The sequence below is a fragment of the Hymenobacter persicinus genome (assembly GCF_004167665.1).
GTDB lineage: Bacteria > Bacteroidota > Bacteroidia > Cytophagales > Hymenobacteraceae > Hymenobacter > Hymenobacter persicinus.
The window spans coordinates 81472-108398 of sequence record NZ_SEWE01000003.1 but is presented as its reverse complement, the minus strand read 5'-3'; the positions used below and the strand labels follow the sequence as shown (position 1 = coordinate 108398).

Genomic DNA, 26927 nt, shown 5'->3' with positions numbered 1-26927 from the left:
TTCGGTGTACCTAACAACTGACAACTACCAACTATGAACTACTAATTGCGCAGCGGTTTGCCGGTGGTCAGAATCGACTGAATCCGCTCCAGGGTTTTCCGCTCACCGGTTAGGCTTAGGAAAGCTTCGCGCTCCAGGTCCAGCAGGTACTGCTCCGATACTTCGGTGGGGCTGCTCAGGTCGCCGCCGCACATGATGTAGGCCAGCTTGTTGGCAATTTTCACGTCGTGGTCGGAAATGTAGTTGCCCACCCGCATGGCGTGCACGCCGGTCATGAACATGCCCAGGGCGCTTTTGCCGTGCACCTTGATGTTGGTTTTCTGCACCGGCTGGGTGTAGCCGTCCTCGGCCAGCTCAATGGCCGCGGCCTTGGCCTGGGCAATAACCCGGTTGGAGTTGACGACGATTTCGTCGCCGCGGCGCATGAAGCCCAGGTCGAAGGCCTCGGCAGCCGAGGTCGAAACTTTGGCCGTGCTCACGGTCATAAACGAGTTGCGGAGCAGGTTGAATTCGGGCTCCCCTTCCTCGTACTTGGCCGCGGTGCGCAGGGTCATTTCCTTGGTGCCACCGCCGCCGGGAATCAGACCCACGCCGAATTCCACCAGGCCCATGTAGGTTTCGGCCGCGGCCACCACCCGGTCGGCGTGCAGGTTCAGTTCGCAGCCACCGCCCAGGGTGAGGCCGTGCGGGGCGCTGACCACCGGAATGCTGCTGTAGCGCATCCGCATCATGGCCTGCTGAAACTGCGCAATCATCAGGTTCAGCTCGTCGTACTCCTGGTCGAGGGCAAACATGTACACCAGGCCCAGGTTCGCGCCGGCCGAGAAGTTCGGTGCGTCGTTGCCAACCACCATGCCGCGGAAGTCCTTTTCGGCCAGCTCCACGCCTTTCAAAAGGCCCTGAATAACGTCGGAGCCCAGGGCATTCATCTTGGAGTGGAACTCCACGTTCAGGATACCGTCGCCGAGGTCGAGCACCGAGGCCCCCGAGTTTTTCCAGATGACCTTGCCCGTCGCGCGCAGGTTGTCGAGAATGATAAAGTTCTCCACGCCGGGAATGGCTTTATAGGCCTTCGACTCCAGGTCGTAGAACTGCTTCACGCCCTGCTCGCTCACCTTGTAGAAGGTGGTATTGCCGGCAGCCAGCATTTCCGCTACCCACGGGGCCACGGTTTTGCCCTCGGCCTGGGCTATTTCCAGGCCCTTCTGCACGCCTATGGCATCCCAGGTTTCAAACGGGCCCAGCTCCCAGCCAAAGCCGGCGCGCAGGGCGTCGTCAATCTTGTATAGCGAGTCGGTGATTTCCGGAATCCGGTTCGACACGTAAGCAAACAGGCCGGCGAAAGTCTTGCGGTAGAAGTCGCCAGCCTTGTCTTTGCCGGCGGCCAGCACCTTGAAGCGGTCCGCCAGCTTTTCAATCGGCTTGGTGGCTTCCAGGGTGGCAAACTTGATTTTGGCGCTGGGCTTATACTCCAGCGTATTCAGGTCGAGGGCCTGAATTTCGGACTTGCCGCCTTCGCCCTTCACTTTCTTGTAGAAGCCCTGGCCGGTTTTGTCGCCGAGCCACTTGTTCTCGCCCATCTTCTTGAGGAAGTCGGGCAACTGGAACACGTCCTTAGCCTCGTCGTTGGGCAGGCCCTGGGCCAGGCCGTTGGCCACGTTCATGAGCGTATCGAGGCCCACCACGTCGGAGGTGCGGAAGGTGGCCGACTTGGCGTGGCCGATAACGGGCCCCGTGAGCTTGTCGACTTCCTCCACCGTCAGACCCAGCTTCTGCATCACCTGCAGCACGTCCAGAATGGCGAAAACGCCGACGCGGTTGGCAATAAAGGCCGGGGTGTCCTTGGCCAGCACCGTGGTTTTGCCCAGGTACAGGTCGCCGTAGTGCATCAGGAAATCAACTACCGCCTGGTCCGTATCCGGGGTCGGGATGATTTCGAGCAACTTCAGGTAGCGCGGGGGGTTGAAGAAGTGGGTACCGCAGAAGTGCTTTTTGAAGTCCTCGGAGCGGCCTTCGGTCATCAGGTGAATCGGGATGCCCGAGGTGTTCGAGGTAATCAGCGTGCCGGGCTTGCGGAACTGTTCCACCCGCTCAAACAGGCTCTTTTTGATGTCGAGGCGCTCCACCACCACCTCAATCGTCCAGTCGCAGCCGGCAATGTCCTTGAGGTTGTCGTCGAAGTTGCCGGTCTTGATGCGCGCCGCGTCGGCCTTGCGGTAGAGCGGCGAGGGGTTGGCCGCCACGGCCGCCTGCAGCGAGGAGTTCACGATGCGGTTTTTCACCGCCGGATTGTCGAGCTTCAGGCCTTTGGCTTCCTCGGCCGGCAGCAGCTCCTTGGGGGCAATGTCGAGCAGCAGCACCTGCACCCCGATGTTGGCGAAGTGGCACGCAATGCGCGAGCCCATAACCCCGGAGCCCAGCACGGCTACTTTTTTGATGGTACGATTCATTCTTGGAGAGGAATGAGTGGGTGAGAAATGAAAGAATCAGCGGATGGAATCAGCACGCAAACTACTCGTCATGCCGAGCTTCTAAGAGCACGAAGGCCCCGTCGAAGGGTAAGTGTCAAAAAGCAAAGCCCCGAATCCGCGCGGCTAGGCCGCGGAGGATTCGGAGCGCAAAGGCTTAAGCTTGAAGTCGTCGAAGAGGTTTTTACCCTCAATCATACCCGTAATCTGGCTCACGACCTTGAAGAACACGGCCAGCTCGCTCTGGGGAATCTTGTCGCGCACCTTCAGGTTGAAGTGGCGCACCGTTTGGCGGGAAATTTCCTTTTTCTGCAGGCCTTCCTCGGTCAGGAAAATGCGCACCGAGCGTTTGTCCTGGGTGTCGGCCTGCTTGTAGATCAGGCCCTTTTCCTCCATGCTGCGCAGGATGCGGGTCAGCGACCGGGTTTCCAACCCCAGCAGGGGCGCGATTTTGGTCGCCGGAGTTCCGTTTTCCTGGTCTATATTCAGCAGCACAAAGCCAATGCTCGTGGTGATGTCGTGCTTGGCGGCCTGCGTATTGTACATGCGCGAAATGGCGTGCCAGGCAACTTTGATGTTATAATCGACGGTTTCTTCGGGGGTCATGGCGCAATAGAAGTCCGGTAAACATACAAAGAATATGTTATGCTTGCATACTAGTTCCGGAGAAAAAAGTTTGGGCCAGCTCCCGACCTCTACAGTTCGGAAGCTGGCCCAAAGCCGTGCTTACTGAGCACCGCCGGAATTCGGCTAGAGCACGAAGCTCACCACGTTGGAAGGCGTCGGATTCAGTGAAGGGTACACAAACCGGCCGGTGAGCGGATCTACGTAGCTGGCCAGGTTCACGGCGCTGCCATAAGCCACCAGATAAATAGTGGAGCCGGTGGCAAAGCCAACGTTTTGCAGGGAAGTACGGGCCAACGACAGATTCACCACTCCCCCGTTAGTGAGAATGAAAGTGGTTACCAGCGTGCCGGTGGCGGAAGTAACCCCGGGCGTGGTGCTGGCAAAAAACGACACCCGGAAGTTGGTCGCCGGGTTGGGGTTGGTGACCAGCATGGTCAGGGGAATGGACGTCGCGGTGGGCGAGCCCAGCACGAGGTTGCCGGCCACGGTATTGGAAACCTGCGACAAGGTGGCCAGCCCCAGGAACGTGGGCTGGTCGCCGCCGACGTGGGTGACGGCGAAGCGCCGCAGCGTGGCTAGGCCGGTGCGGGAATAGGTCATGTTGTAGGTGCCGTTGCGCACGCCGGGAAACTCGTAGCGGCCGTTAGCGTCGGTGGTCGCCGTCAAGGTCGTGGCGCCTTCCAGAGTCACGGTAACGCCGCTTTTTGCCAGCGTCGTGTTGCTGCCGTTTTCATCCACGGGGTTCACGAAGCCATACACGGTGCCAGTCAGGTTCTGACCCGACGGGCCGGTGGGACCGGTAGCGCCAGTGGCACCCGTGGCGCCGGCCGGGCCTGGTTCGCCCTTTTTGGTGCAGCCCGTCAGTAGCACGGCGGCCGTGGAAAGCGTAAACAATGCAGTGGTAATTCGTTTCATCAAGCAGGCTGATTTTTAGGAATAAAACAGACCCGAAAGTTACGCAGCAACCCGCTAAAATAATAGCCTTTCGCGGGAGCGGCGCGCACACAAAAAAGCCCTACTCCGGGGAGCAGGGCTTTTTTTGCGTCGAAAATAGCGGGGCCTTTACCGCCGCTCGTCGTGGTGGTAGAGGGCTTCGATGACGTCCTTGTTGTTTTCAGTGATGATTTTGCGCTTCACCTTCATGGTGGGCGTCATCTCGCCGGTTTCCACGGTCCACTGGTTGGGCATGAGCACAAACTTCTTGACCTGCTCCCACTGGGCGAAGCTCTGGTTGTACTTCTTGACCAGCTCGTCGTACATCTTGACCACCTTCTCGTTCTTGACCAGCTCCTCCTTCGGGCCGTTGCAGTCCACGCCGTTGCGCTTGCACCAGCCCTTGAGGTCGTCGAACGACGGGATGATGAGGGCAGCGGGGAACTTCTGGTCGGCGCCCACCACCATGCACTGCTCCACCAGCGGCGACTCCTTGAGCTTGCCCTCGATGACCTGCGGGGCAATGTACTTGCCGCCCGAGGTTTTGAACATCTCCTTCTTGCGGTCCGTGATTTTGAGGAAGCGGCCGTTGACGAACTCGCCGATGTCGCCGGTATGGAACCAGCCGTCGGCGTCGATTTCCTTGGCCGTCAGCTCGGGCTGGTTGTAGTAGCCCTTCATCACCGAGGCCGAGCGGGTCAGGATTTCGCCGTCTTCGGCAATCTTGACTTCCACGTTGTCGATGAGCGGGCCGACGGTGCCAATTAGGTTGTTTTCGGGCTCAAAGCCCCCCACGGCAATAACGGGGGAGGTTTCGGTCAGGCCATAGCCTTCCATCACCCGGATGCCGGCCGCCCAGAACACCCGGGCCAAGCGCGGCTGCAGGGCCCCGCCCCCGCTGACGATGCAGCGCAGGTTGCCGCCCAGGGCCTCGCGCCACTTGTTGAAGATGATCTTGTTGGCCAGGGCCAGCTGGGTGTTGTAGACAAAGCCCTGGTCTTTCTGGGTGTCGTACTTCAGACCCAGGTCCAGAGCCCAGAAAAACAGGCTTTTCTTGATGCCTTCCTGCTCGTGGCCCTTCGCCACAATCTTGTCGTAGACCTTTTCCAGCAGGCGGGGTACGGTGGTGAAAATCTGGGGCTTCACCTCGCGCAGGTTGTCCGCAATGACTTCCATGCTCTCGGCGTAGTAGATACTCACCCCATTAATCATGTAGAGGTAAGTCACCATCCGCTCGAAGATGTGGCAGAGCGGCAAGAAGCTCAGGGCCGTATCGGCGGCATTCACGGGCACAAAGCGCTGGGAGTTGCGGCAGTTGCTCAGGATATTGTCGTGACTGAGCATCACCCCCTTCGGGTTGCCGGTGGTGCCGGAGGTGTAGATAAGCGTGAGCAGGTCGTCGGGCTGCACGGCGGCCTTGAGGGGCTCAAGCGTGGCCGGGTCACCCTTTTTGCCCTTTTCGAGCAGCTCACTGAAGTGCGGAGCGCCCTGCACCTTGTCGAAGGTAAACACGTGCTTGACCTCGGGCAGGTCGGCGGTGGCTTCCTTCACTTTGGCGTAGAGCTTGTCGTCGGACACGAACACGGCCTTTACGCCGGCATCCTTGAAGATGTACTTGTAGTCCTCGACCGTGATGCTGGGGTACATCGGCACGCTGGTGGCGCCCACCTGGGCAATGCCGAAGTCGGCAAACATCCACTCGGGCCGGTTCATGGAGATGATAGCCACCTTGTCGCCCTTCTGAATGCCGAGCTCGAGCAACCCCAGGCTGACCTGGTTGACGTTGTCCTGGAGCTGCTGGGTGCTGATTTTTTCCCAGGTGCCGTTGATTTTAGCCGCCAGCGCGTCGGTTTTGGGCGTGGTGGCGAGTTGGTGAGTCAGGATGTCAAATGAACGACGAACTTCCATGGAGAGAGAAACACAAAGGGTGGGAAAAGCAGATTGCCAGGGCGCGCGAGGCGCAGCAAAATGCTCTTGGAGCGAACAATGCGGAGCGGGCCTGAAGGGTAAGGCTGCTTAAATAAATAGATTTTTTGCCGTAAAGCCTATTTACAGTGCAGCTTGCCGGCTTCTCTAACGCGGAACAGCGCGCGAGGGTGGCCGCTTTTGCGTAGTTTTGTTGGCCTGCTCTTTCCGCGCCCGATGAATCTGGCCATCTTCTTTGATCCGCTCCCCGAGGAGCTTACCGCGGCCGCCGCGGCCTCTACTACGCTGGCGAACTACGCCACGCGCTTCCAGGACACCACGTTCCCGGACTGGCGCACTGCCGATCTGGCCCTTATCGGGCTGGACGAGTGGCGCGGCAGTGCCGCCGGCGCCCCGGCCGCACACGGCGCCGACGAGGTGCGCCGCCGCTTCTACCAGCTACAGAAAGGCACCGGCACGCTGCGGCTGGTGGATCTGGGCAACCTGCGGCCCGGCCTGACGCTGGAAGACACCTACCTGCGCCTGCGCGAAATCATCAGCACCCTGCTCGAGCACAACACCGTGCCCATCCTGCTCGGCGGCAGCCACGACCTCGATTACGGGCAGTTCTTGGCCTACGAAAACCTGGACCGCCCCGTGAGCTTCGCCACCGTGGATTCGCACGTCGACATGGCCGAGCACGACTCGGCCGCGCCCGAGGCCGCCCACCTGCGGCGCATTCTGATGCACGAGCCCAGCTTTCTGTTCAACTTCGCCCAGCTCGCCCACCAGCAGTACCTGGTAGCCGCCGAGGTGCTGGCGGCCCTGGAAAAGCTGCACTTCGAAACCCTGCGCCTGGGCCAGGTGCGCGACGATATCCGCCAGGCTGAGCCCCTGCTGCGCCAGGCCGACTTCGTGAGCTTCGACGTGGCGGCCCTGCGCTGGAACGACGCGCCGGCGTATTCGCCCGCCAACCCCTTCGGCCTCACCAACGAGGAAGCCGCCAAGCTGGCCTGGTACGCCGGCCACAACGACCAGCTCAGCTCCTTCGGCCTCTACGGCTACCGCCCTGACCACGACGTGCACGGCCTGGCCGCTTCCACCCTGGCCACCATGCTCTGGTACTTCGTGGAAGGCTTCTACCACCGCCGCGGCGAAACTGACTTTCAGAGCCGCCGCTTCACCCGCTACGCCGTGGGCCTGCCCGGTTCCCCGGCCAAGCTGGTGTTCTACAAGGCTAAGCGCACCGAAAAGTGGTGGCTGGAAGTGGAAAGCCTGGCCAACAGCGACATCAAGCGCATCGTCCCCTGCAGCTACGAGGACTACTTCAAAGCCGCCCAGGGCGACCTGCCCAACCGCTGGATCCTGACCCAGGCGCTGTTGGGGTAGTTGTTAGTTGTCCGTTGCTAGTTGTCGGTTGTTAGTTTGTTCTGCCCCGCCCGGCGAAAGGGTAACACCAAAGCTCAGCTTCACCAATCGACTAATCACCTTCCTCTTCCACAACTGGCAACGGACAAAGGACAACTGAATGACCCTAACAACTAACAACGGACAACTAACAACCAATGACCTCCCCGAGTACTCCCGCGCCCAGCTGGCCCTGCGCAATGGCCAGGACCGGGACGAAATCTGGGTGGGCTACCAGGGTCTGATCTACGACGTAACCAAGTCGCGGCTCTGGCGGCGCGGCAACCACTACGAGCACTGGGCCGGCCAGGACCTGACCCGGGAGCTCCAAAAGGACGCCCCCCACACCGAGCACGTCTTCGACAAGTTCCACGCCATCGGCCGCCTGAAATGAGCAGAAAACGTAGTAGCAGCTATACCAGTAAGAACGTCATGCAGAGCGAAGCGAAGCATCTCGCGGGCTCACGTCTGATTAGTAACTCAACATCAGCCCGCGAGATGCTTCGCTGACGCTCAGCATGACGGCCCAACAAACGGCTCTGCTTATCCCGACCCACCCCTCCTCTCCCTCCTTCACCCTTTCCCCAACTCCTCTCCCGTGAGCACTGAAAGCCCCTCCCAATTCGACAACCTCGAAACGCTTTCCACCCGTGAGCTGCTGGCCGGCATCAACAGCGTGGACCAGACCGTGCCGCAGGTCGTGGCCGGGGCCCTGCCGCAGATTGAGGCGCTCGTCGAGGCCACCGTGGCCCGCCTGCAGCGCGGGGGGCGGCTGTTCTACATCGGGGCCGGCACCAGCGGCCGTCTCGGCATTCTGGACGCCTCCGAGTGTCCGCCCACGTTCGGGGTGCCCGCCGGGCTGGTGGTCGGCATCATTGCCGGCGGCGACTCGGCCATCCGCAAGGCCGTGGAAAACGCTGAGGACGACCCCGCCCAGGCCTGGCGCGACCTGAAGGCCTACGACATCACCGCCGACGACATGCTCGTGGGCATTGCCGCCTCGGGCCGTACGCCCTACGTGGTGGGCGGCCTGGCCATTGCCCGCCGCCACGGCATTGCCACCGGCTGCATCGTCTGCAACCCCGCCTCCGCCGTGGCCGCCGTGTCCGACTACCCCGTCGAAGTCGTCACCGGCCCCGAGTTCCTAACGGGTAGCACCCGCATGAAGGCCGGCACCGCCCAGAAGCTGGTGCTCAACATGCTCACTACCGCCACCATGATCCGTCTGGGCAAGGTCAAAGGCAACAAGATGGTCGACATGCAGCTCTCCAACCACAAGCTCGTGGACCGCGGCGAAAAGATGATCATGGACGAGCTGGGCATCCAACAGGAAGAAGCCGCAGCGCTGCTCAAGCAGCACGGGTCGGTTAGGGCGGCTATTGAGGCGCGGCGGTAGGTAGAACTTCTTCACTCCATCTGGAAACAAAGAGGGCCCTCGTGTAAGGGCCCTCTTTGTTTTTGATTACTTCCTCTAGGCTAGCCGGTGTGTTTTCTTACTTCTGCGTCGCGGCCCAGGCGTCCATGGCCTTTTCGGCAATGGCCAGGGGCATGGCGGCGTTGGCCAGCAGCTGGTCGTGGAAGGCGCTGAGCCGGAACTTCGGGCCCAACTGCTTTTCGTACTTGCGGCGCAGCTCCAGAATCTTGAGCTGCCCGATCTTGTAGCTCAAGGCCTGCCCGGGGTTGGCCATGTACCGCTCAATCTCGGCCACGGCGGCCTGCTCCGAAATCGGGCGGTTATCCATCAGGTACTTAATAGCCTGCTCCCGGGTCATGCCCTTGCTGTGCATGCCCACGTCCACCACGAGGCGGATGGCGCGGTGAATTTCGGTGTTCAGGGCGCCCACGCGCTGGTAGGGGTCAGTGTAGAGGCCCAGCTCCTTGCCCAGGCTCTCGGTGTAGAGGGCCCAGCCCTCCACGAAGGCCCCGTAGCCCCCGAAGCGGCGGAACTTGGGCAGGCTGGTGTTTTCCTGCTGGAGCGCAATCTGGTAGTGGTGGCCCGGAATGGCCTCGTGCAGAAACAGCGCCTCCATGCCCCGGGTCACGTTGTACTGGGTCGGGTCGAGGATGGGCACGTAGAAGATGCCGGGGCGGGTGCCGTCGGGTAGGCCGCGGTTGTACTGGGCGCTGGCCGAGGCGGCCCGGAAGGCTTCGGTCTGCCGCACCTCGAATCCGGTTTTGGGCACCTTGCCGAACATCTTCTTCAGGTTGGGGTCAATCTTGGCCTGAATGCCCCGGTACACGGCCAGCACCTCGTCGGCTGTCCTGAAAGGCATGAACTGCTTGTCGGTGCTCAGGTAGGTGAAAAAGGCGTTCAGGTCGCCCTGGAAGCCTACCTCCCCCCGAATCTTGTCCATCTCCGCCCGAATGCGCTTTACCTCGCTCAGGCCGGTCTGATAGATCTGGTCGGGGGTCTGGTCGGTGGTGGTCCACTGCTTCACGGCGTAGCGGTACAGCTTTTCCCCGCCGGGCACAGCGCTGATGCCGGTGCTGGGGCGGGCCTTGGGCAGGTATTCGTTCTGCAGAAAGTCGTGTAGCTTCTGGTAGGTGGGTGCTACCTGCTCCCGGATGGCCTGCTGGTAGGCCGCCGTCAGGCGGGGCTGGTCGGCGGCCGGCACGGTGGCCGGAAACTTCGCCACGGGCCCGTAGAACGCGCTTTTGGCGGGGTCGGCCGTCACCAGGGCCTGGAGCTGGGGCAGCATCTTCTCCACCAAAGCCCGGGGCAGCACCACGCCCGCGCGCATCCCCCGGCGAAAGTTGCTGATGGCCGTATCGGCCCACGCCGGGTAGGCCCGCACCCGGCTCAGCCAGTTGTCGTAGTCCTGGGTCGTCTTGAAGGGCTGGTCGCCGGTGCCCGCGCCTAGCTGGGCCAGCGAAATCGGCAGGCCATTGACCTGGGTGAAGGGCATCATCCAGGTGGGCTGCCGGAGCCCTTCCAGCCGCATCTGCATCTCGTAGAGAAAGATGTCGTAGCTCACCCGGTCGTGGTCGGAGAGCTTGGCGCGGTCGAACGTGCGGACTTGGGTGAGGTAGCGCTCGAAAAACTGCTGCTGGGCCGCGCGGTAGGCCGCGGTGCCGGAGTTGGGCAGCTGGTCGTTGTAGCGGTTGTCGCCCAGGCCGGTAGCTTCGAGCGGGTAGAGCCGGGCGCGCTCATCCCAATACTGGTCAAACAGCTTGGCCAGGGCCGGGGAGTCGGCGGGCGCCGCGGCCAGGGCCGAGGCCGCAGTCGGGCGGGTATAGCTCATCAACGGGCCCAGCAGGGTCGCGGCCAGCGTCGCCGATAAAAACAGATACTTCACGGGAAGGGGGGGAATGGTGGTGGCAGCCCAAGGTAACGCCGTTTGGGCCGGAGTTGCAGCCCGCGCCGCCCAACAGCTCGGTTTTCCCGCCCGGCGCCGCATTTCCGGCCTTCCGCAAAGCCGCTCACACGCCCGGTAGTTCGCCAACGCCAGCAGAATCCCCGTAGGAGAAGGAGCTTTTTGCGCCGCTAGTTGTTGCTATTCCGTACCACCACACCCGCGTCCTGCCGTGCATACCATTGAGCCGCACTACAACTGGATTGACCAGTACTCCGCCTCCGAGGACCCCCGGTCCCCCCTCTTCGAGGCCGAAAACAGCCTCGACACGTTCACCAACACCATCTACGGCTACTACATCCACCCCCAGTGGGACAGCCTCGACTCCGACACCCTATTCCTCAAGATCCTGTTCGTCGACTACGACGAGGGCATCGGCATCATCGAGCTGATCGGGGAGTGGAACGACGCCATCGAAAACGACATCATGCAGCTCAAGCGCAACATCATTGATTTGATGGTGCACGAGGGCATCCGCAAGTTTATCCTCGTCGGGGAAAACGTGTTCAACTTCCACGGCTCCGACGACTCCTACTACGAGGAGTGGTTCGAAGACGTGGAGGACGGCTGGATTGCCGGTGTTAATTTCCAGGAGCACGTCATCCGCGAAATGCGCCAGTACAACGTCGACAGCTACGTCAACTTCGGCGGCCAGCTTGACGAGCTACCCTGGCGCACTTACCCCCCGCGCAAGCTTTTCAAGGCCGTTGACAAGATTATCGGCCACCGTCTGGGCTAAGGGCCACTGGCAGCCACAAAAAAAGAGGCTCCCCGGGTTGGGGAGCCTCTTTTATGCCTTTGCAGGCAAGATCAACTACTTGGTAGCGCCTTCAGCGGGAGCTGGAGTAGCCTGGCTTGGCATAGCGTCAGCGTTGTCTTCCATAGCGTCAGCCTTAGCATCGGCCGAGTCACGTACGGCGTCAGCCTGGTCTTCCATAGCGTCAGCTTTGGCTTCGCCGGAAGCTTCTACGTTCTCAGCAGCATTCTCCTGAGCGTTTTCTTTCTTGCTGTCGCACGAAGCGAAGGTAAACGAAGCAGCAGCCAGGGCGAGGAACAGAACTTTTTTCATGATGAGGGTTTGTTGGGGGAAATGAAAAATCAGTTTTTGAGCGAATCCGGCGGCTTTCCACGCGGGGCCGCCGCCAGATTCTGGTCTTTATATCAAGCTCCTCAGAAGGTAACCCGCCCGGCCCGAAAAATTTTTCATCATTTCCTCATCCGTTGGCCTGACCGGAAAGCCAAAACGCCCTGCCCGACAAAGTCAAGCAGGGCGTTCTTCACTCAGAAATCGGAGCTTACTTCTTGCGGAAGATGACGCCAATCGGGACGCCTTCGAAGCCGAAGTTCTCGCGCAGGCGGTTTTCCAGGTAGCGCACGTAGGAGTCGCGCACGTACTGGGGCAGGTTGCAGAAGAAGGCAAACACCGGGTTGTGGGTCGGCAGCTGGGTCACGTACTTGATGCGGACCATCTTGCCCTTCACGGACGGCGGCTGGTGCTCCTCGATGGCGCGCAGCATTACCTCGTTGAGCTGGGACGTCGGGATTTTCTTGGTCTTGTTCTCGTACACCTGGATGGCCGTTTCGATGGCCTTGTGCACGCGTTGCTTGGTGGTGACGGAGGTGAAGATGATGGGCGGATACGCAATGGGCGCAATCTTCTCGTAAATCTCCTCCTCGATTTTCTTGGTCGAGTTGGTTTCCTTGTCCTCCACCAAGTCCCACTTGTTGACCAGAATCACGATGCCCTTGCGGTTTTTGTCGGCCAGGGCAATGATGTTCACGTCCTGGGCCTCAATGCCGCGGGTGGCGTCGAGCATCACGATGCAGACGTCGGACTCTTCCATAGCCCGGATCGAGCGGAGAACGGAGTAGAATTCGATGTCTTCCTTCACCTTGGTCTTGCGGCGCAGGCCGGCGGTGTCAATCAGCACAAACTCGTTGCCGAAGGCGTTGTAGCGGGTTTTGATAGCGTCGCGGGTGGTGCCGGCAATGTCGGTCACGATGGTGCGCTCCTCACCCAGCAGCAGGTTTACCAGGCTCGACTTGCCCACGTTGGGGCGGCCGACCACGGCAATCTTGGGCAGGCCCTCGTCCTGCACCTCTTCCCACGGATCTTCGAAGTGGGCCACCACGGCGTCGAGCAAATCACCCGTGCCGGAGCCGCTCTGGGAGCTGATGGTGAAGATGTCGCCGTCGCCGACGCCCAGGGCGTAGAACTCGCCAGCCGCGTGGGCCCGGGCGTTGGTGTCGGCCTTGTTGGCCACGAGGTAAATGGGCTTTTTGCCCTGGTAGCGGCGCAGGAAGCCGGCAAACTCCTCGTCCAAGCCGTGCATGCCCGCGTCCACGTCGACCATGAACAAGACCACATCGGCCTCTTCCACGGCCAGCTTCACCTGCCGGCGAATGCTTTCCTCGAACACGTCGTCGGAGCCGTGCACGTAGCCGCCGGTGTCGATGACCGTGAAGTGCTTCCCGATCCAGTCGCCGTAGCCGTAGTGCCGGTCACGGGTCACGCCGCTCTGGTTGTCCATGATGGCCTTGCGCTGGCCAACCAAGCGGTTAAAAAGGGTGGATTTGCCCACGTTCGGGCGCCCCACAATGGCAATGGTATTCTTCATACATCTGACTCCAGCCGCCGGCCCGACCAAGTTCGGCAGTGCCCGGAGTAGTTAAGTGAGTGTGAGGTCGGAAATGGTGAGATGGTGAGATGGTGAGGTGGTGAGATGGTGAGTTTTCTGTTCCGCTTGCGCCAGTGGCACAGAAGGCGCAAACCGCGCCAGCCGAACATCAACTCACTATTTCACCATCTCACCATTTCACCTTACTGCTTATACCCAAACTTATTCAGCGCTTTGGGGTCGGTGCGCCAGTTTTCGTTGACTTTGACGTAGGTTTCGAGGAAGACCTGCTTGCGGAAGAACTTCTCCATTTCCTCCCGGGCCCAAGTGCCGACTTTCTTCAGCGCGGCGCCTTTCTGACCGATGATGATGCCCTTCTGGCTGGCCCGCTCCACGTAGATGACGGCCCGCACGTGGATGATGGTTTCCTCTTCCTTGAACTCCTCGATTTCGACCTCGCAGCTGTACGGGACTTCCTTTTTGTAGAGCTTGAAGATCTTCTCCCGGATCATCTCGGCGGCGAAGAAACGCTCGGGCTTGTCGGTGAGTTCATCCTTGGGGTAGTAGGCCGGGTGCTCGGGCAAATAGCCGAGAATCAAATCCAGCAGCTCCCCGGTGCCGAACTGCTCGAGAGCCGAAATGGGCAGCACCCGGGCCGCGTTGGGTAGTTGCTCCCGCCAGTACTCCACCTTGGCCTCCACCTCGGCCTGGTCGGCCTGGTCGATTTTGTTGACTAAGAGCAGAATCGGCGTATCGGTCATCTTGCGCAGGCGCTCCACCACCGGCTCCTCGTCGTGCTTTTCGTAGATGTCGGTCACGAACAGAATCACGTCGGCATCTTCCAAGGACGAGTAGACGAACGACATCATGGCGTTGTGCAGTTCGTACTTGGGCTGAATGATGCCGGGCGTGTCGGAGTACACCAGCTGGAAGTCGTCGCCGTTCAGAATGCCTAGAATGCGGTGGCGGGTGGTCTGGGCCTTGCTGGTCACGATGCTGAGCCGCTCGCCCATCAGGGCGTTCATCAGCGTCGACTTGCCCACGTTGGGCTTGCCGATAATACTCACGAAGCCAGCACGGTGCGGTTTGGGGTCAGTCATGATTTCCGGTTCTGAAATTGGGCCCGCAAAGGTACAACTTTTACGCCGCCGCGCCGCCGGTGCCCAAAACATCGGGGCCCGGAAGATTGTCTGCGGTCTACAGTTTCACTTCGCCCCGCGTTGTACGACCTTTGCAGCCGCTTCGCCCGGGCTGACTTTCGACCCGGTCCCGGAGTAGATTTCCGCATTACCCCTTTCGATTATGCCCGCTCCCGCCTCCGCCCAACGCCGCACCGGCGTGCTGCTCGTCAACCTCGGCACGCCCGACTCGCCCCAGACGCCCGACGTGCGCCGCTACCTCAACGAGTTTCTCACCGATGCCCGGGTGATTGACATGCCGGCCGCCGTGCGCTACCCGCTGTTTCGGGGCTTGGTCGTGCCGCTGCGGGCGCCCAAGTCGGCCAAAATCTACCAGCAGCTCTGGACCGAGCGGGGTTCTCCCCTACTCTACCACGGCCTGGATTTGCAGAAGCTAGTGCAGGAAAAGCTGGGCAAAGATTACGTGGTGGCCTTCGGCATGCGCTACCAGAACCCGAGCATCGAAAAGGCGCTGGAAGAGCTGCGCGAGGCGTCCGTTGAGCGCATCATCGTGCTGCCGCTGTTTCCGCAGTACGCGGCGGCCAGCACGGGCTCGGTGCAGCAAAAGGTGATGGAAATTGTGGGCCAGTGGTGGGTGGTGCCCAGCATCAGCTTTATCAGCACCTTCACCGACGACCCGGGCTTTATCGGCACCTTCGTGACCCTGGGCAAGGAGGAAATGGCTAAGCGTACCTACGACCACGTCGTGTTCAGCTACCACGGCATCCCGGAGCGGCACGTGCTCAAGGGCAGCCACAAGGGCTACTGCAAGCTGGGCAGCTGCTGCAACAGCTACAACAAGAACAACCGCTACTGCTACCGGGCCCAGTGCTTCGAAACCTCCCGTCAGCTGGCCGCCGGCCTGGGCCTGGCCCCCGACCAGTACACCACCACTTTCCAGAGCCGCCTGCAAAGCCGCCTGCGCGACCCGTGGCTGCAGCCCTACACCGACGAGGTGCTGAAGGAGCTGCCGGCCAAGGGCATCAAGAACGTGCTGGCCTTCAGCCCCGCCTTCGTCGCCGACTGCCTGGAAACGACCATTGAGGTGGGCACTGAGTTCAAGGAAATGTTTGAGGAAGCCGGGGGGGGACACTGGCAGCTGGTGCCGTCCCTGAACTCTCACCCGCAGTGGGTGGAGGGCGTGGTCAACATGATCCGGCAGAATTAAGGCTGGTCGGCGGTAGCGGCGGCCCCGCCGAAGTGGTACTGTACGCCCAGGCCTACGGCAAACGGCATCACGGAGGGAAACTCCGTCCGCAGCGGAATGTACAGGCTTCCGCTGAAAGTGAGCCGCAGGTGAGGTGCTATTTCCCGAAACGTGCTGAAGCCCGGCTGCAGCACCAAGCTTCCGTAACCGGCCCGGCTCTGCACCACCGTGCCCCCAGCGACCCGGACCGAGTCGTTGAGGAAGTTATCCGGGTAATACGTCGATTTCTCCAGGCGCCGAAAGTCCACGAGCATGACTTTCACGGCGGTGCTGAAGCCGGAAGAAGCATCCGGCCTCCAGCGGTAAGTGGGCTGCACGTAGGCGTAGCCGTAGCCAACCCGGTAGGAACTGACCGAGCCGCACAAATCCAGGCAGAGCGTGCCGCCCGACTGCCCAGTGCCGTAGCCCAGTCCGCCGTACACGCCCAGCGTCTGCCCGGCCGAGCGGCCCCAAGTGCGCCCCGCCCCTGCTTCGCCCTGATAAGTCCAGCTGCCCCGGCCACTCAAAACCCGCTGGTGGTAGCTGCCGAGCAGCGTGACCCGGTCGGTAAGAGCGTGCGCCGCCTGCAGATCGGAGCCGTGCAGGCCTGTGTTCAGGGCCAGCTCCGTCTCGCCCCGCCGGCTCACCCAGGGCGTTTGCAGAGTGTGGGGCTCCACGGCGGCGCAGGCGCTCAGGCCGGCCAGGCCGCTCCAGATCAGATAATGGGTAGAAACTCGCATAGGCCGGCTACTGGATAAGGGTAGTGTCTGGTGAGTCCGGCCGGCCCGCATCGGTTGGCAAGGGCAGCTATGTTTTCAAATTTGATCTGGTGGAAGCTAGGCGGTTACCTTCGAAAAATCTCTACCTTAGGGGCCCTTTTTTCATCCTGCCCCTTACATGCGCCTTTTTACTTTTCTGACGGCTGGCCTTCTGCTGACGGCCGGCCTGAGCTACGCTCAACAGCAACCCCTCAAAGTTCTTTTCGACGCCACCCGGGCCGAAATGGCCAACAATGCCGACTGGGTTATCGACGCCGACCTGCACAACCTGGGCGTGGGCTCCAACGGGGCCATGACCACCGGCGCGGGCTCCGACTCCAACCCGCAGCGCTTTCCCAACCCGGCCCAGAGCGGCATCACGGCCAACACCCCGGAAACCTACTGGCAGGGCGCTATTTCGTCCTGGGGCGTGGCCTTGGTGAAGCGGGGCTTTCAGGTGGAAACGCTGCCCTACAATGCCCGCCTCACCTACGGCGACGCGTCCAACGTGCAGGACCTGAGCAACTATCAGGTCTACATCGTGGATGAGCCCAACATCCGCTTTTCCACGGCTGAGAAGGCCGCCCTGCTCAACTACGTGCGCAACGGCGGCGGCCTGCTGATGATTTCGGACCACGACAACTCCGACCGCAACGGCGACGGCTGGGACTCTCCCGAAATATGGAACGACTTGATGCAGCCTACCGCGGGCGCGCCCAGCGTGTTCGGCTTCACCTTCGACCTGAACAATCTGGTGGTAAACACGACCAACGTGGCCGCCCTGCCCACCGACTCGCTGCTGCACGGCCCGGCCGGCCACGTGGCGGCCATGGAATACCACAACGGCGCCACCATGACCCTGAACCCCACGGCGAATCCGTCGGTGCGGGGCATCATCTACAAGCCCGGCGTCGCGGCGGGCGGCACTACCGGCGCCTTTATGGCCTACGCCCGCTACGGCAAAGGCAAAGTGGTAGCCCTGGGCGACAGTTCCCCCGCCGACGACGGTACCGGCGACCCCGGTGACAGCCTTTACAACGGCTGGAGCGCTGAAGCCAACGGCGACCACGCCCGGGTGCTGCTCAATGCGACCATCTGGCTGAGCATTCCCAAACGCACTACGCTGGCTACCCGCAACGCGGCCCAGGCGGGAATCCGCCTCTATCCCAACCCCGCCACCGACCGCCTGCACCTGAGCAGCCCCACGAAGCCCGCGCAGGTGCGCTGGGTGAATTCGCTGGGGCAGGCCGTAGCCGTGGCGCCGGTGGCAGAAACGTCCGGCGAGTTGGTGTACGACCTGACTGCGTTGCCCGCCGGGCTGTATCTGGCGCACATCACCCTGGCCGATGGGCAGGTGGTGAGCCAGCGCGTGGAGCGGCGCTAAACGCCTTCGCTGGGCACGTCGGGTTCCGGACCGCTCAGGCGCTGGCGCGACTGGTAAAACCGATGGTCGTTGTAGGAATCCTGGTCGTAGAAGCTTGCGGCGGAGGCTGTCGGTACGGGCAGGCGCAACGAGCGGAGCATGGCTTCCTCGTACTCGCGGGTAATCTGAATTTCGACGTAAGGCGGGTATTCCAGCACCGATTCCAGCGTGAGCGAGGTCACAAAAACGTTGTCGCCGTCTTCGTCGAGGGCGGCCACGCCGATAGGCAGCAGGATGTGCCGCTCGTGCTCATTCACCTGCAGGCCCGCGTCGAGTTCCACGTCGAGGTAGCGCACCTTCAGGGCCTGGGTATCGACGATAAGCTCGAAGACTTCGCCAAACTTCTTGCCGTCGCCGCCGCGCACCGACCAGCCCCGCACGTCGGGGTTGCCGTCGGCTACTTCAAACTCGGTCAGGTCGCGGAGGCGGCGCAGGTGCATGCCGGCAGCCGGCGGAATGGTGGGCGTGTCCATGAAGGGCAAAAGGGGCTTGGTTGATGACGGAAAAAAGTACTGCCTCTAAGCAGCGGGCTGGCTGAAGCTGCGTACGACCTCGGCGGCTTTGGTGAAAAAGCTTTGGAGCGGAGCCTGGTCGGCCGCCGTTTGCCGCCCCGATAGTTCCCGGGCCTGGTCGGCCAACTCCCCAACGGGCCCTTCCAGATCTGGATACGCTTTCTGCTGCATGGCCTGCATCAGGGCCGTGGCGGCCACTAGCCCCGGCTTGAGGTTGGCTCCGGGCTCGTCGAGGCGGCTGATGGCGCTGGTCAGGTCGTTGCGCTTTTCGCTCACGGCCGCGTCGCGCAGGTCGGCGCGGTCAGCTAGGTCGGAGAGCGTGGCGCTGAGCATGCGCAGACCGCGGCGGCCGTAGTCGGGGGCCGCGGCTTCGTTGGCGGCAAAGCTGGCCAGTTCGTCGGGCGTGGCGGGGGCCTCCTCAGCGGCCATGTCGGCCACGGCGGCGTTACCCGAACCATCAGCGGGCGGCGGTGTGGCGCGGGCCATGGACTCGGCTTCGGCGTCGGTGGCGGGCGTGCTGGTGGCCGTGGCCGGCGCGGCGGCCGGATCCGGGGCGCTGGCGTTGTCGGCGCGGAGGAAGAAGTAGGCAATCAGACCCAGCACGGCCAGGGCCAGGATAATGAGCAGCCAGGGGCTGGGGGAAGACTTTTTGCGTTGAATGTTGATTTCGGCCATGCGAGCAAACCAGTTAGGCGAGTGAATGCTGCCAATGGCAGCCAGTACTGGCGAATAATACGCATTCCGCAAGAGTTGGTATGTTTACCCGCACCGTATTGGCTTCCGGCCGCTGCCCATGTCTTCCGACCAAATCATTGCTGATCTGACTGCCAAGGGGTTACTACCTCCCGAGCAAGCCGCCGCAATTGCGCAGCACGAGCGCACCCGGCCGTTTTCGGTGCACTACGAGCTGCGCACCCTGCTGTACCTGGGCATTACCTTACTCAGCGGCGGTCTGGGGGTGTTGCTCTACCAGCACCTCGACGACATCGGGCACGGCGTCATCATTGCCGGGCTGGCGGCGCTGATGCTGGCAAGCTTCACGTACGCCTTCCGCCACCGCCGGCCCTTTACCTGGGGGCAGGCGCCGCCGGCCGGCGTGGTTCCCGATTATCTGCTGCTGCTGGGCTGCCTCACGTTTCTGACCCTGGAAGGCTACCTGCAGGCCCAGTATCGGCTATTTGGCACCCGCTATGGCCTGGCTTTGTTTCTGCCGGCGGCGCTGTTTTTCGTTCTGGCCTACCGCTTCGACCACCGTGGGGTGCTGTCGATGGCCATCACGGCGCTAGCCTCGTGGGTGGGCGTGAGCATCGCGCCGGTGTCGGCTTTGCACCTCAATGACTTTTCCCGCGTCGATTTGAGCACCAGCGCCATGCTACTGGGTGCGTTGCTGGTGGGCGCGGGCTGGGCCTCCGAGCACCTGGGCCGCAAGGCGCACTTTGCCTTCACCTACTTGTCGTTGGGCGGCAACCTGGCCCTGCTGGCCGCCACGGCCGCGCTGTTTTCCTTTTCGCCGGCTGCGTTGCCGCCCGTGGCCGCCGGCGCGTTTATTCTGCTCGTCAGCGGCTTTCTGATCTGGTACGCCCGACGCGCCCACTCCTATCTGCTGCTGCTGATGGGCGTCGGGTACGGCTACATAGTGGTGACTTATCTATTTTTCTGGCTCGTGGGTCTCTTCGCCCGGGATGCCTGGGGCCTGCTGACGTTGTATTTCCCGCTGTCGGCGGCGGGGGTCGTGTGGCTGTTTTCCAACCTCAAGAAAATTCTGCGTCTGGTATGAGCATCAAAGCCTACAATCCGGTCTGGGCCTACCACCAGGCCGTGCGGCGGGCCGCCACCCGCTGGCAGCAGCAGGAGTTGATTTCGGCGCCCCAGCTGGCCGCCATTGAGGCCGCGCACCCGCTCAGCTACTCCCGACCAACCCTGTTTATCCGAGTGGGCATCTTCCTGTTTACCCTGCTGGCCTGCTCCACCTCAACCGGCCTGATTACGCTGCTAACTGGCTTTCGGGAAGGCAGCTTCGTCGGTGCGGGGCTTATCGGTGGCTTGCTGAGCTTGGCCGTATTGGAGCTCGTAATTCGGGAGTCGCAGCTCTACCATTCAGGCGCCGATAATGCCCTGCTTTACTTCGCCCTGGGCTGCCTGATTTCGACTGTGGTCTACGTGGTGGGAACTGCCACGCCGGCGCTGTACCGCTTTTCGCTGGCCAATTCGTTTCTGACCCTGGTACTGGTGCCCACCATTGGCTTGCTGGTGCTGGCCGTGGTGCGCTACGCCGACCGGTGGGTGGCCGCCGCCGCGTACGGGGCTTTGCTGGTTTGGCTTGCCAACGGGCTGCTGCAATTCGGGGCCGGCCGGCTGCTGCTGCCGTTTGCCCTCATGCTGACGGCCGTGGCGGGCTATGCCCTGGTTCAACACCTGATCCGGCGCCCCGACTACCTGTACTACAAGCCCTGCTACGACCTACTGAAAGCGCTGCTGCTGGCCACGTTCTACCTGGGCGGCAACTATCTGGTGGTGCGTGAAGGCAATGCTGCCCTGAGTGAGGCCGGCGCCTCCCAGCAAATTCCCTTCGCCGGGCTGTTTTACTTTTTCACCGCCGGCATTCCCCTGCTCTACATTCTCGTCGGGCTGCGGCGGGCCCGGCGCACCTGGCTTATTCTGGGTCTGCTGACGCTGGCTTTTTCCCTGTACACGGTGCGCTTTTACCGCTCCCTGCTTCCGCCGGAAGTGGCCGCGGCCCTGGCCGGCGCCGTGCTGACGGGTTTCACGGTCTGGGCATTCCGCTACCTGCGCACCCCACGCCACGGCCTCACCGCCACCGCGCCCGCCGACGACAAGCAGCAGCTGTTCAACCTCGAATCCCTGATTGTAGCGCAAACGGCTCACGTCCCGGCTCCGCAGGCGCCAGGCTTCGAATTCGGAGGCGGCAGTTCGGGCGGCGGGGGCGCCGACGGCAGCTACTAAAGCCGCCGCCGCGGGCTTATACCGATACCTTGCGGTACATTTTGGCCAGCTGCTCCACGGCAAAGTCAACCTCGGGCACGGTGTTGTACTTGCTCATGGAAAAGCGGATGGCCCCGCGGCTGGGGTCGCAGCCCAGCGCCGTCAGCACGTGGGAGCCGGCGTTGGCCCCGCTCGTACACGCCGAGCCTCCCGACACCGACACGTGGCTGATGTCGAGGTTGAAGAGCAACATCTCGTTGAGTTCGGAGGGCGGCAGGCTCACGTTCAGCACCGTGTACAGGCTGGCGTCGGCAATGGCGGAGCAGCCGTTGAAGCTGACGTCCTCGATTTCGGCCTGCAAGCGGCTGATAAACCGGTCTTTCAGGCTCTGAATGTAGCGGTGGTGGTCGGCCATGTTGCTACAGGCAATTTCCAGGGCCTTAGCCAGTCCCACAATGCCGTACACATTTTCGGTGCCCGCCCGTACGTTGCGCTCCTGCGACCCGCCGTGAATCAGCGGCTCGGCCTGCACCCCGGCCCGGCGGTAGAGAAACCCGACGCCTTTAGGACCATGGAATTTGTGGGCTGAGCCCACCAGAAAGTGGTTTTTGAGCTGCTGCACGTCGTGGCGGTAGTGGCCCATCGTCTGCACCGTATCGGTGTGGAAAATGGCGTCGTGCCGGGCGCAGATGTCGCCGATGGCCTGAATGTCGTTCAGGTTCCCGATTTCATTGTTGCCGTGCATCAAGCTCACGAAGGAGCGCGGGTGCGTGCCCAGCAGCTCGTCGAGGTGCTCCAGGTCGAGGCGGCCCTGGGCGTCGTGGCGCACGTAGCTGAGCTTGATTTCGCCGCTCTTTTCCAGGGCCTGGAGCGTGTGCAGCACCGCGTGGTGTTCGAGTGAGGAAGTAACAGCGTGCTTGAGTCCCAGGGTCCGCACGCTGCCAAAAGCGGCGTAGTTGTCGCCTTCCGTACCGCCCGAGGTAAAGGAAATTTCGGCCGGGGCAGCGTTGATCAGGTGAGCAATGGTCTTGCGCGCATTCTCAATGGCCGCCCGCACCTTGCGCCCGTGCCCGTGGATGCTGCTCGGGTTGCCGAAATGCTCCCGCATGAAGGGCAGCATGGCATCGAGCACTTCCGGATCGAGCGGGGTGGTGGCGGCGTTGTCAAAGTAAGCGGCCGTGGGGGCGGCTGCCGATGCGTGCAGGTCTGGGGTGGGGTGCATACCGGGCGGTTTGGGGTGGAGTGCCGCAAGCAGCACGGCACAAAAATAAAGGATTCCGGCGTGCCGCCGGAATCCTTTATAGCATTGACCTGATACGTGCAATCCGCTGCCCCTCAGCCCCGCCTCGTGGGTTGGGTTGAAAGCTGCGCGGTACTCGGGCTAGGCGGAAATAATTTCCTTGATGTCGGCAATGATTTTATTGGCCAGGTGGTCGGCCGTGGCGTTGGATTCCGACTCAGCGTAGATCCGGATGATGGGCTCCGTGTTCGACTTGCGCAGGTGCACCCACTCCTTGTCGAACTCGATTTTCACGCCGTCAATGGTGTTCACCGGCTGCTTGGCGTAGCGCTTGGCCATCTTTTTGAGCACCAGGTCGGTGTCAATTTCCGGGGTCAGCTCAATCTTATTCTTCGAAATGAAGTAGCTCGGGTAAGAGTTGCGCAGGCGCGTCATGGTCAGGCCGGTTTTGGCCAGGTGGCTCAAAAACAGCGCAATGCCTACCAGAGAGTCGCGGCCGTAGTGCAGCTCGGGGTAGATGATGCCGCCGTTGCCCTCGCCGCCGATAACGGCCTGGGTTTCTTTCATCTTCGTTACCACGTTCACCTCACCCACGGCGGCGGCGGCGTACTGTCCGCCGGCCTTCTCGGTCACGTCGCGCAGTGCGCGGGTGCTGCTCAGGTTGCTGACCGTGTTGCCCCCGCCGTTCTGCTGGAGCACGTAGTCGGCCACGGCCACCAGCGTGTATTCCTCGCCGAACATGGTGCCGTCCTCGTTTACCAGGGCCAAGCGGTCCACGTCGGGGTCCACCACAATGCCCAGGTCGAAGGCGCCTTTCTCCATCGTCTTGGCAATTTCGCGCAAGTTTTCGGGCAGAGGCTCGGGATTGTGGGCAAAGTCGCCGGTAGGCTCGCAAAACAGCTTTTCCACGGTTTCCACGCCCAGCGCTTCCAGCAGCATCGGCACGGCAAAGCCCCCGCAGGAGTTCACTGCATCCACCACCACCCGGAACTTCTTGGCCTTGATGGCGGCCGCATCCACCAGCGGCAGGCGCAGAATGGCATCGATGTGCTGCTGCAGGAACGTGTCGTCGGTGGAATACTGGCCCAGCTTGGTCACGGGCGCAAAGTCGAAGGCCTCAGTGTCGCCCAGGTGCAGGACCTGCTTGCCGTCCTCGTCCGAGATAAACTCGCCCTTGCCGTTGAGCAGCTTCAGCGCATTCCACTGCTTGGGGTTGTGCGAAGCCGTCAGGATGATGCCGCCGCCGGCCTTCTTGGCGGGCACGGCCATTTCCACGGTAGGCGTCGTGCTCAGGCCCAGATCAATAACGTCGATGCCTAAGCCCTGCAGCGTGGCGGCTACGAGCTTGCTGACCATCTCGCCCGAGATGCGCGCATCGCGCCCGATGACGATGGTGTTGTTCTGGGTTGTATCCAGTACCCAGGTGCCAAAGGCCGCCGCATACTTCACTACATCGAGTGGGGTGAGGCCTTCGCCGGCCGCGCCGCCGATAGTACCCCGAATGCCGGAAATTGATTTGATCAGTGCCACAATCTATGTCAGTGTTTGAGTCCGCAAAAGTAGAGAAAGCCGCCTGCTTTCCCTACGTAAGAATCGGGGCCGCCGCCGTAACTGCGGCAGTAGATGGACCGGTTCGGCCGCAGGAAGCGCAAATAATGCCGCAACAAACCCAAGGTTGTATATTTGGCTAATGGAACTCCACGACCTCCCCGCCTCCCCCTCCCCGCGCCGCGCCGACCAGCTGGCCGCCTTCGGCCGTCTGCTCGACGTGCTGGACCGGCTGCGCGCCGAATGCCCCTGGGACCGGAAGCAGACCATGCAGAGCCTGCGCCACCTGACCATCGAAGAAACCTACGAGCTGTCGGACGCCATTCTGCGCGACGACCTGCCCGACGTGAAAAAGGAGCTCGGCGACGTGATGCTGCACCTGACGTTTTACGCCAAAATAGCCTCCGAAACCAACCAGTTCGACATTGCCGACGTACTCAACGCCCAGTGCGAGAAGCTCATCTTCCGTCACCCCCACATCTACGGCGACGTGAGCGTGAGCAGTGAGGAAGACGTGAAGCGCAACTGGGAGCAACTGAAGCTCAAGGAAAAAGGCAATTCCTCGGTGCTCGGCGGCGTGCCGACTTCTTTGCCCGCGCTGGTTAAGGCCATGCGCATCCAGGAAAAGGCCCGGGGCGCCGGCTTCGACTGGGAACGGCAGGAGCAGGTCTGGGAAAAGGTGCAGGAGGAACTGGCCGAATTCGGGGAGGAGTTTGCCAATGCCGACCCCGAAAAGATGAACCAGGAACGCGCTACGGCCGAGTTTGGCGACTTGCTATTCTCGCTCGTCAACTTTGCGCGCTTCGCCAACATCAACCCGGAGGAGGCGTTGGAACGTACAAACCGAAAGTTTATCCAGCGCTTTCAGTTTCTGGAAACCGAGGCCGCCCGGGAGGGGCACCGCCTCGCCGATTTGAGCTTGGCCCAGATGGACGTTTACTGGGAGAAGGCCAAAAAGCTGCCCCCATCCGTGACTACCCACTCACCTCAGAAATAGCCTTTTTTTGAGTTACAAACCGTTTTAAAGCGTTTAAACGCATTTTTCATTTGGCAGCACGTTCCTTTTTATTTAGGTTTGCCAAGGATAGACTGAATTCGCAAGGGGCCCCGCGCACGAGCAGACCCACGATTTCCGCCACCCTTGGGGAGCGGAGCGTGCGGGTGAGCGGGGCCGCCGCCGTCTTCGGGGGTATCCAACCCAGTTGTTCACTTTTTACTACTTAATTCAACCTTTCACCACCAACCCACTAATTCTCCGGAACAATGGAACAAAAGAATGCCATGAACAAGAACGTGCGGCCCGCCGCTCCTGCAGCACCTAAAGGTGAAGCAAAAGGTGGGTCAGCGTTTGCTGCCATCGTGATTCCCCTCGCATTTGTTGTCTCAGTTATAGTTTACCTCTTCGTGTTTGGTAACGGCAGCAACTTCCAGGGTGGCGACAACGCAAACAACCCATTGCCCGGCAACTACCTCGGCGTAGTGTACAAAGGTGGTCCGATCGTGCCCCTGCTGCTGACTTTCTTCCTGTTGGTATTCACGTTCTCGATTGAGCGTTTCCTGACCATCAGCAAGGCTAAAGGCACCAAGAGCATCGAAGCTTTCGTGCGCACTATCCGTCAGAAGCTGAACGTGAACGACATCACCGGTGCCATCGCCGCCTGCGACCAGCAGAAAGGTTCGGTTGCCAACGTGGTGAAAGCCGGTCTGGGCAAGTACCAGGAGATGGCTCGTGAGCGCAACATGGAAAAGACCAGAAGATCCTGGCAATCCAGAAGGAAATCGAAGAGTCGACGGCTCTCGAACTGCCTATGCTGGAGAAAAACCTCGTTATCCTGTCCACCCTGGCTTCTATCGCCACGCTGGTAGGTCTGCTGGGTACGGTATTCGGTATGATCAAGGCCTTCGCCGCTCTGGCCCAAGGTGGTGCTCCCGACGCAGTTGGTCTGGCCAACGGTATCTCGGAAGCTCTGATCAACACGGCACTGGGTATCGGTACGTCGGCTCTGGCCATCGTAGCCTACAACTTCTTCACCAGCAAAATTGACGAGCTGACCTACAGCATCGACGAGGCTGGCTTCAGCATCATTCAGACCTTCGCTGCTCAGCACGGCGAAACGGAGCACGTTGCCTAATTAGCGCCCGCAAGGCACTAATTACCAACCATTCCACGTTTCTGAATCATCGCTATTAAACCACGCCAGAAATGCCCAAAGTAAAGCCCCATAGAACGTCCCCTTCGTTGGATATGACTCCGATGGTGGACCTGGCATTCCTGCTGGTGACGTTCTTTATGCTCACCACCAAGTTTGCTCCCGAGGAAGCTGTGGTGGTTGACACGCCATCGTCTACTTCCGAGTTGCGCCTACCCGAAAGCCACGTTATCACCATTTCGGTGGACAAGGACAAGCGCGTATTCTTCGGCATGGACGATGCCAAGCCCAAGATGGACATGTTGTCGCGCGTTGGCGCCAAGTACGGGGTGAGCTTCACGGCAGCCCAGGCCAAGACGTTCTCCAACCTCTCCAGCTTTGGCGTACCGGTGCAGCAACTGCCCGATTTTCTGAGCCGCGACAACGAGCAGCGCAAGACCATCAAGCAGCCCGGCATCCCTGCCGACTCGCTCAACAATCAATTCATTGATTGGGTGGTAGAGGCGCAGGCCGCCAGCCGCAAGGAGTTTGGTAAGCCCGCCTACGTTGCCATCAAAGGTGACGGCAACGCGGACGTACCGACCGTAAAGAAAGTCATCAAGCTGCTGCAGGAAAAGAACATCAACCGTTTCAACCTGATTACGGACTTGGAAACCAAGCCCGTAGCCGGTAAGTAAC

General features: G+C 61.4%; 23 protein-coding genes and 1 pseudogene. 11 read left to right on the top strand and 13 right to left on the bottom strand.

The genetic code is table 11. The annotated features are described in order from the left end of the window. Nucleotides 1-41 precede the first annotated feature (41 nt). The 4 genes from EWM57_RS02185 to EWM57_RS02170 all read right to left on the bottom strand — a co-directional run bounded on the left by EWM57_RS02185 (nt 42) and on the right by EWM57_RS02170 (nt 5936). On the bottom strand, nt 42-2450 hold the full coding sequence (locus tag EWM57_RS02185) for a 3-hydroxyacyl-CoA dehydrogenase/enoyl-CoA hydratase family protein (RefSeq protein ID WP_129919489.1): 2409 nt from the start codon (nt 2448-2450) through the stop codon (nt 42-44). 144 nt (nt 2451-2594) lie between these two features. Beyond that, on the bottom strand, nt 2595-3074 hold the full coding sequence (locus tag EWM57_RS02180) for a MarR family winged helix-turn-helix transcriptional regulator (RefSeq protein ID WP_129919488.1): 480 nt from the start codon (nt 3072-3074) through the stop codon (nt 2595-2597). Nucleotides 3075-3218: 144 nt separating this feature from the next. Then, entirely contained in the window at nt 3219-4010 is a 792-nt protein-coding gene (locus EWM57_RS02175) for a carboxypeptidase regulatory-like domain-containing protein (protein ID WP_129919487.1), read from the bottom strand. 147 nt (nt 4011-4157) lie between these two features. After that, nucleotides 4158-5936: an AMP-dependent synthetase/ligase gene (locus EWM57_RS02170; protein WP_129919486.1), complete on the bottom strand. Its 1779-nt coding sequence runs from the start codon at nt 5934-5936 to the stop codon at nt 4158-4160. A gap of 234 nt (nt 5937-6170) precedes the next feature. Between EWM57_RS02170 and EWM57_RS02165 the strand changes: the two genes are divergently transcribed. From EWM57_RS02165 to murQ, 3 genes are all read left to right on the top strand, one after another. Continuing rightward, entirely contained in the window at nt 6171-7322 is a 1152-nt protein-coding gene (locus EWM57_RS02165) for a formimidoylglutamase (protein ID WP_129919485.1), read from the top strand. A 139-nt stretch (nt 7323-7461) separates the two neighbouring features. Next, nucleotides 7462-7734, top strand: a complete 273-nt coding sequence (locus tag EWM57_RS02160) for a cytochrome b5 domain-containing protein (RefSeq protein ID WP_129919484.1) — start codon at nt 7462-7464, stop codon at nt 7732-7734. 204 nt (nt 7735-7938) lie between these two features. Next, a complete protein-coding gene (gene murQ, locus EWM57_RS02155; protein WP_129919483.1) occupies nt 7939-8736 on the top strand; it encodes an N-acetylmuramic acid 6-phosphate etherase in 798 nt (265 codons plus the stop codon). Between the two features lie 97 nt (nt 8737-8833). On the opposite strand, the gene EWM57_RS02150 is transcribed toward murQ, so the two are convergent. After that, a complete protein-coding gene (locus EWM57_RS02150) occupies nt 8834-10636 on the bottom strand; it encodes a DUF885 domain-containing protein (RefSeq protein ID WP_242509957.1) in 1803 nt (600 codons plus the stop codon). A 229-nt stretch (nt 10637-10865) separates the two neighbouring features. Between EWM57_RS02150 and EWM57_RS02145 the strand changes: the two genes are divergently transcribed. Further along, nucleotides 10866-11432 (top strand): hypothetical protein, encoded by a 567-nt coding sequence (locus EWM57_RS02145; RefSeq protein WP_129919482.1) that lies wholly within the window; start codon nt 10866-10868, stop codon nt 11430-11432. 75 nt (nt 11433-11507) lie between these two features. Here the strand turns inward: EWM57_RS02145 and EWM57_RS02140 are convergent, their stop codons facing one another. The 3 genes from EWM57_RS02140 to era form a co-directional block, all read right to left on the bottom strand. Beyond that, nucleotides 11508-11762, bottom strand: a complete 255-nt coding sequence (locus tag EWM57_RS02140) for a hypothetical protein (RefSeq protein ID WP_129919481.1) — start codon at nt 11760-11762, stop codon at nt 11508-11510. A 226-nt stretch (nt 11763-11988) separates the two neighbouring features. Then, entirely contained in the window at nt 11989-13311 is a 1323-nt protein-coding gene (gene der, locus EWM57_RS02135; protein WP_129919480.1) for a ribosome biogenesis GTPase Der, read from the bottom strand. 203 nt (nt 13312-13514) lie between these two features. Beyond that, nucleotides 13515-14411, bottom strand: coding sequence for a GTPase Era (gene era, locus EWM57_RS02130; protein WP_129919479.1), 897 nt, complete (start codon nt 14409-14411; stop codon nt 13515-13517). Between the two features lie 202 nt (nt 14412-14613). On the opposite strand from era, the gene hemH reads away from it, so the two are divergent. Next, nucleotides 14614-15657: a ferrochelatase gene (gene hemH, locus EWM57_RS02125; RefSeq protein ID WP_129919478.1), complete on the top strand. Its 1044-nt coding sequence runs from the start codon at nt 14614-14616 to the stop codon at nt 15655-15657. Here the strand turns inward: hemH and EWM57_RS02120 are convergent. Further along, the gene (locus EWM57_RS02120) at nt 15654-16415 is read right to left on the bottom strand and encodes a hypothetical protein (protein WP_129919477.1); all 762 of its coding nucleotides are present in this window, start codon (nt 16413-16415) and stop codon (nt 15654-15656) included. The two genes, hemH and EWM57_RS02120, sit on opposite strands and share 4 nt — an antisense overlap. Before the next feature lie 157 nt (nt 16416-16572). Between EWM57_RS02120 and EWM57_RS02115 the strand changes: the two genes are divergently transcribed. Beyond that, a complete protein-coding gene (locus EWM57_RS02115) occupies nt 16573-17817 on the top strand; it encodes a T9SS type A sorting domain-containing protein (protein ID WP_129919476.1) in 1245 nt (414 codons plus the stop codon). On the opposite strand, the gene EWM57_RS02110 is transcribed toward EWM57_RS02115, so the two are convergent. Together EWM57_RS02110 and EWM57_RS02105 are read right to left on the bottom strand one after the other, a co-directional pair. Next, nucleotides 17814-18329, bottom strand: a complete 516-nt coding sequence (locus tag EWM57_RS02110; RefSeq protein ID WP_129919475.1) for a PRC-barrel domain-containing protein — start codon at nt 18327-18329, stop codon at nt 17814-17816. The two genes, EWM57_RS02115 and EWM57_RS02110, sit on opposite strands and share 4 nt — an antisense overlap. Nucleotides 18330-18374: 45 nt before the next feature. Continuing rightward, entirely contained in the window at nt 18375-19043 is a 669-nt protein-coding gene (locus EWM57_RS02105; protein WP_129919474.1) for a PLDc N-terminal domain-containing protein, read from the bottom strand. Between the two features lie 118 nt (nt 19044-19161). Here EWM57_RS02105 and EWM57_RS02100 point away from each other — a divergent pair, with 118 nt between their 5' ends. Both EWM57_RS02100 and EWM57_RS02095 read left to right on the top strand, forming a co-directional pair. Further along, on the top strand, nt 19162-20145 hold the full coding sequence (locus tag EWM57_RS02100) for a DUF2157 domain-containing protein (RefSeq protein ID WP_129919473.1): 984 nt from the start codon (nt 19162-19164) through the stop codon (nt 20143-20145). Continuing rightward, nucleotides 20142-21332 (top strand): hypothetical protein, encoded by a 1191-nt coding sequence (locus EWM57_RS02095; protein WP_129919472.1) that lies wholly within the window; start codon nt 20142-20144, stop codon nt 21330-21332. The genes EWM57_RS02100 and EWM57_RS02095 overlap by 4 nt, the downstream gene beginning before the upstream one ends. A gap of 16 nt (nt 21333-21348) precedes the next feature. On the opposite strand, the gene EWM57_RS02090 is transcribed toward EWM57_RS02095, so the two are convergent. Continuing rightward, complete coding sequence (locus EWM57_RS02090; protein ID WP_129919471.1) at nt 21349-22533, bottom strand: cysteine desulfurase family protein; 1185 nt, start codon at nt 22531-22533, stop codon at nt 21349-21351. Nucleotides 22534-22692: 159 nt separating this feature from the next. Beyond that, a complete protein-coding gene (gene glmM, locus EWM57_RS02085; RefSeq protein ID WP_129919470.1) occupies nt 22693-24081 on the bottom strand; it encodes a phosphoglucosamine mutase in 1389 nt (462 codons plus the stop codon). A 160-nt stretch (nt 24082-24241) separates the two neighbouring features. On the opposite strand from glmM, the gene mazG reads away from it, so the two are divergent. From mazG to EWM57_RS02070, 3 genes and pseudogenes are all read left to right on the top strand, one after another. Then, nucleotides 24242-25096 carry a nucleoside triphosphate pyrophosphohydrolase gene (gene mazG, locus EWM57_RS02080; RefSeq protein WP_129919469.1) on the top strand — a complete coding sequence of 285 codons (855 nt, stop codon included), beginning with the start codon at nt 24242-24244 and terminating at the stop codon, nt 25094-25096. Between the two features lie 284 nt (nt 25097-25380). Next, nucleotides 25381-26231, top strand: a pseudogene (locus tag EWM57_RS21880) (MotA/TolQ/ExbB proton channel family protein). Nucleotides 26232-26302: 71 nt separating this feature from the next. After that, the gene (locus EWM57_RS02070) at nt 26303-26926 is read left to right on the top strand and encodes an ExbD/TolR family protein (RefSeq protein ID WP_129919468.1); all 624 of its coding nucleotides are present in this window, start codon (nt 26303-26305) and stop codon (nt 26924-26926) included. Nucleotide 26927 lies beyond the last annotated feature (1 nt).

Bases quoted from the DNA above. Each gene is read 5' to 3' on its own strand.
- EWM57_RS02175 (WP_129919487.1), bottom strand. From the start codon at position 4,010: ATGAAACGAATTACCACTGCATTGTTTACGCTTTCCACGGCCGCCGTG.
- EWM57_RS02105 (WP_129919474.1), bottom strand. From the start codon at position 19,043: ATGGCCGAAATCAACATTCAACGCAAAAAGTCTTCCCCCAGCCCCTGG.
- EWM57_RS02170 (WP_129919486.1), bottom strand. From the start codon at position 5,936: ATGGAAGTTCGTCGTTCATTTGACATCCTGACTCACCAACTCGCCACC.
- EWM57_RS02180 (WP_129919488.1), bottom strand. From the start codon at position 3,074: ATGACCCCCGAAGAAACCGTCGATTATAACATCAAAGTTGCCTGGCAC.
- EWM57_RS02160 (WP_129919484.1), top strand. From the start codon at position 7,462: ATGACCCTAACAACTAACAACGGACAACTAACAACCAATGACCTCCCC.
- der (WP_129919480.1), bottom strand. From the start codon at position 13,311: ATGAAGAATACCATTGCCATTGTGGGGCGCCCGAACGTGGGCAAATCC.
- EWM57_RS02095 (WP_129919472.1), top strand. From the start codon at position 20,142: ATGAGCATCAAAGCCTACAATCCGGTCTGGGCCTACCACCAGGCCGTG.
- hemH (WP_129919478.1), top strand. From the start codon at position 14,614: ATGCCCGCTCCCGCCTCCGCCCAACGCCGCACCGGCGTGCTGCTCGTC.
- EWM57_RS02140 (WP_129919481.1), bottom strand. From the start codon at position 11,762: ATGAAAAAAGTTCTGTTCCTCGCCCTGGCTGCTGCTTCGTTTACCTTC.
- era (WP_129919479.1), bottom strand. From the start codon at position 14,411: ATGACTGACCCCAAACCGCACCGTGCTGGCTTCGTGAGTATTATCGGC.
- EWM57_RS02070 (WP_129919468.1), top strand. From the start codon at position 26,303: ATGCCCAAAGTAAAGCCCCATAGAACGTCCCCTTCGTTGGATATGACT.
- EWM57_RS02100 (WP_129919473.1), top strand. From the start codon at position 19,162: ATGTCTTCCGACCAAATCATTGCTGATCTGACTGCCAAGGGGTTACTA.
- EWM57_RS02120 (WP_129919477.1), bottom strand. From the start codon at position 16,415: ATGCGAGTTTCTACCCATTATCTGATCTGGAGCGGCCTGGCCGGCCTG.
- EWM57_RS02110 (WP_129919475.1), bottom strand. From the start codon at position 18,329: ATGGACACGCCCACCATTCCGCCGGCTGCCGGCATGCACCTGCGCCGC.
- EWM57_RS02115 (WP_129919476.1), top strand. From the start codon at position 16,573: ATGCGCCTTTTTACTTTTCTGACGGCTGGCCTTCTGCTGACGGCCGGC.
- EWM57_RS02090 (WP_129919471.1), bottom strand. From the start codon at position 22,533: ATGCACCCCACCCCAGACCTGCACGCATCGGCAGCCGCCCCCACGGCC.
- EWM57_RS02165 (WP_129919485.1), top strand. From the start codon at position 6,171: ATGAATCTGGCCATCTTCTTTGATCCGCTCCCCGAGGAGCTTACCGCG.
- mazG (WP_129919469.1), top strand. From the start codon at position 24,242: ATGGAACTCCACGACCTCCCCGCCTCCCCCTCCCCGCGCCGCGCCGAC.
- EWM57_RS02185 (WP_129919489.1), bottom strand. From the start codon at position 2,450: ATGAATCGTACCATCAAAAAAGTAGCCGTGCTGGGCTCCGGGGTTATG.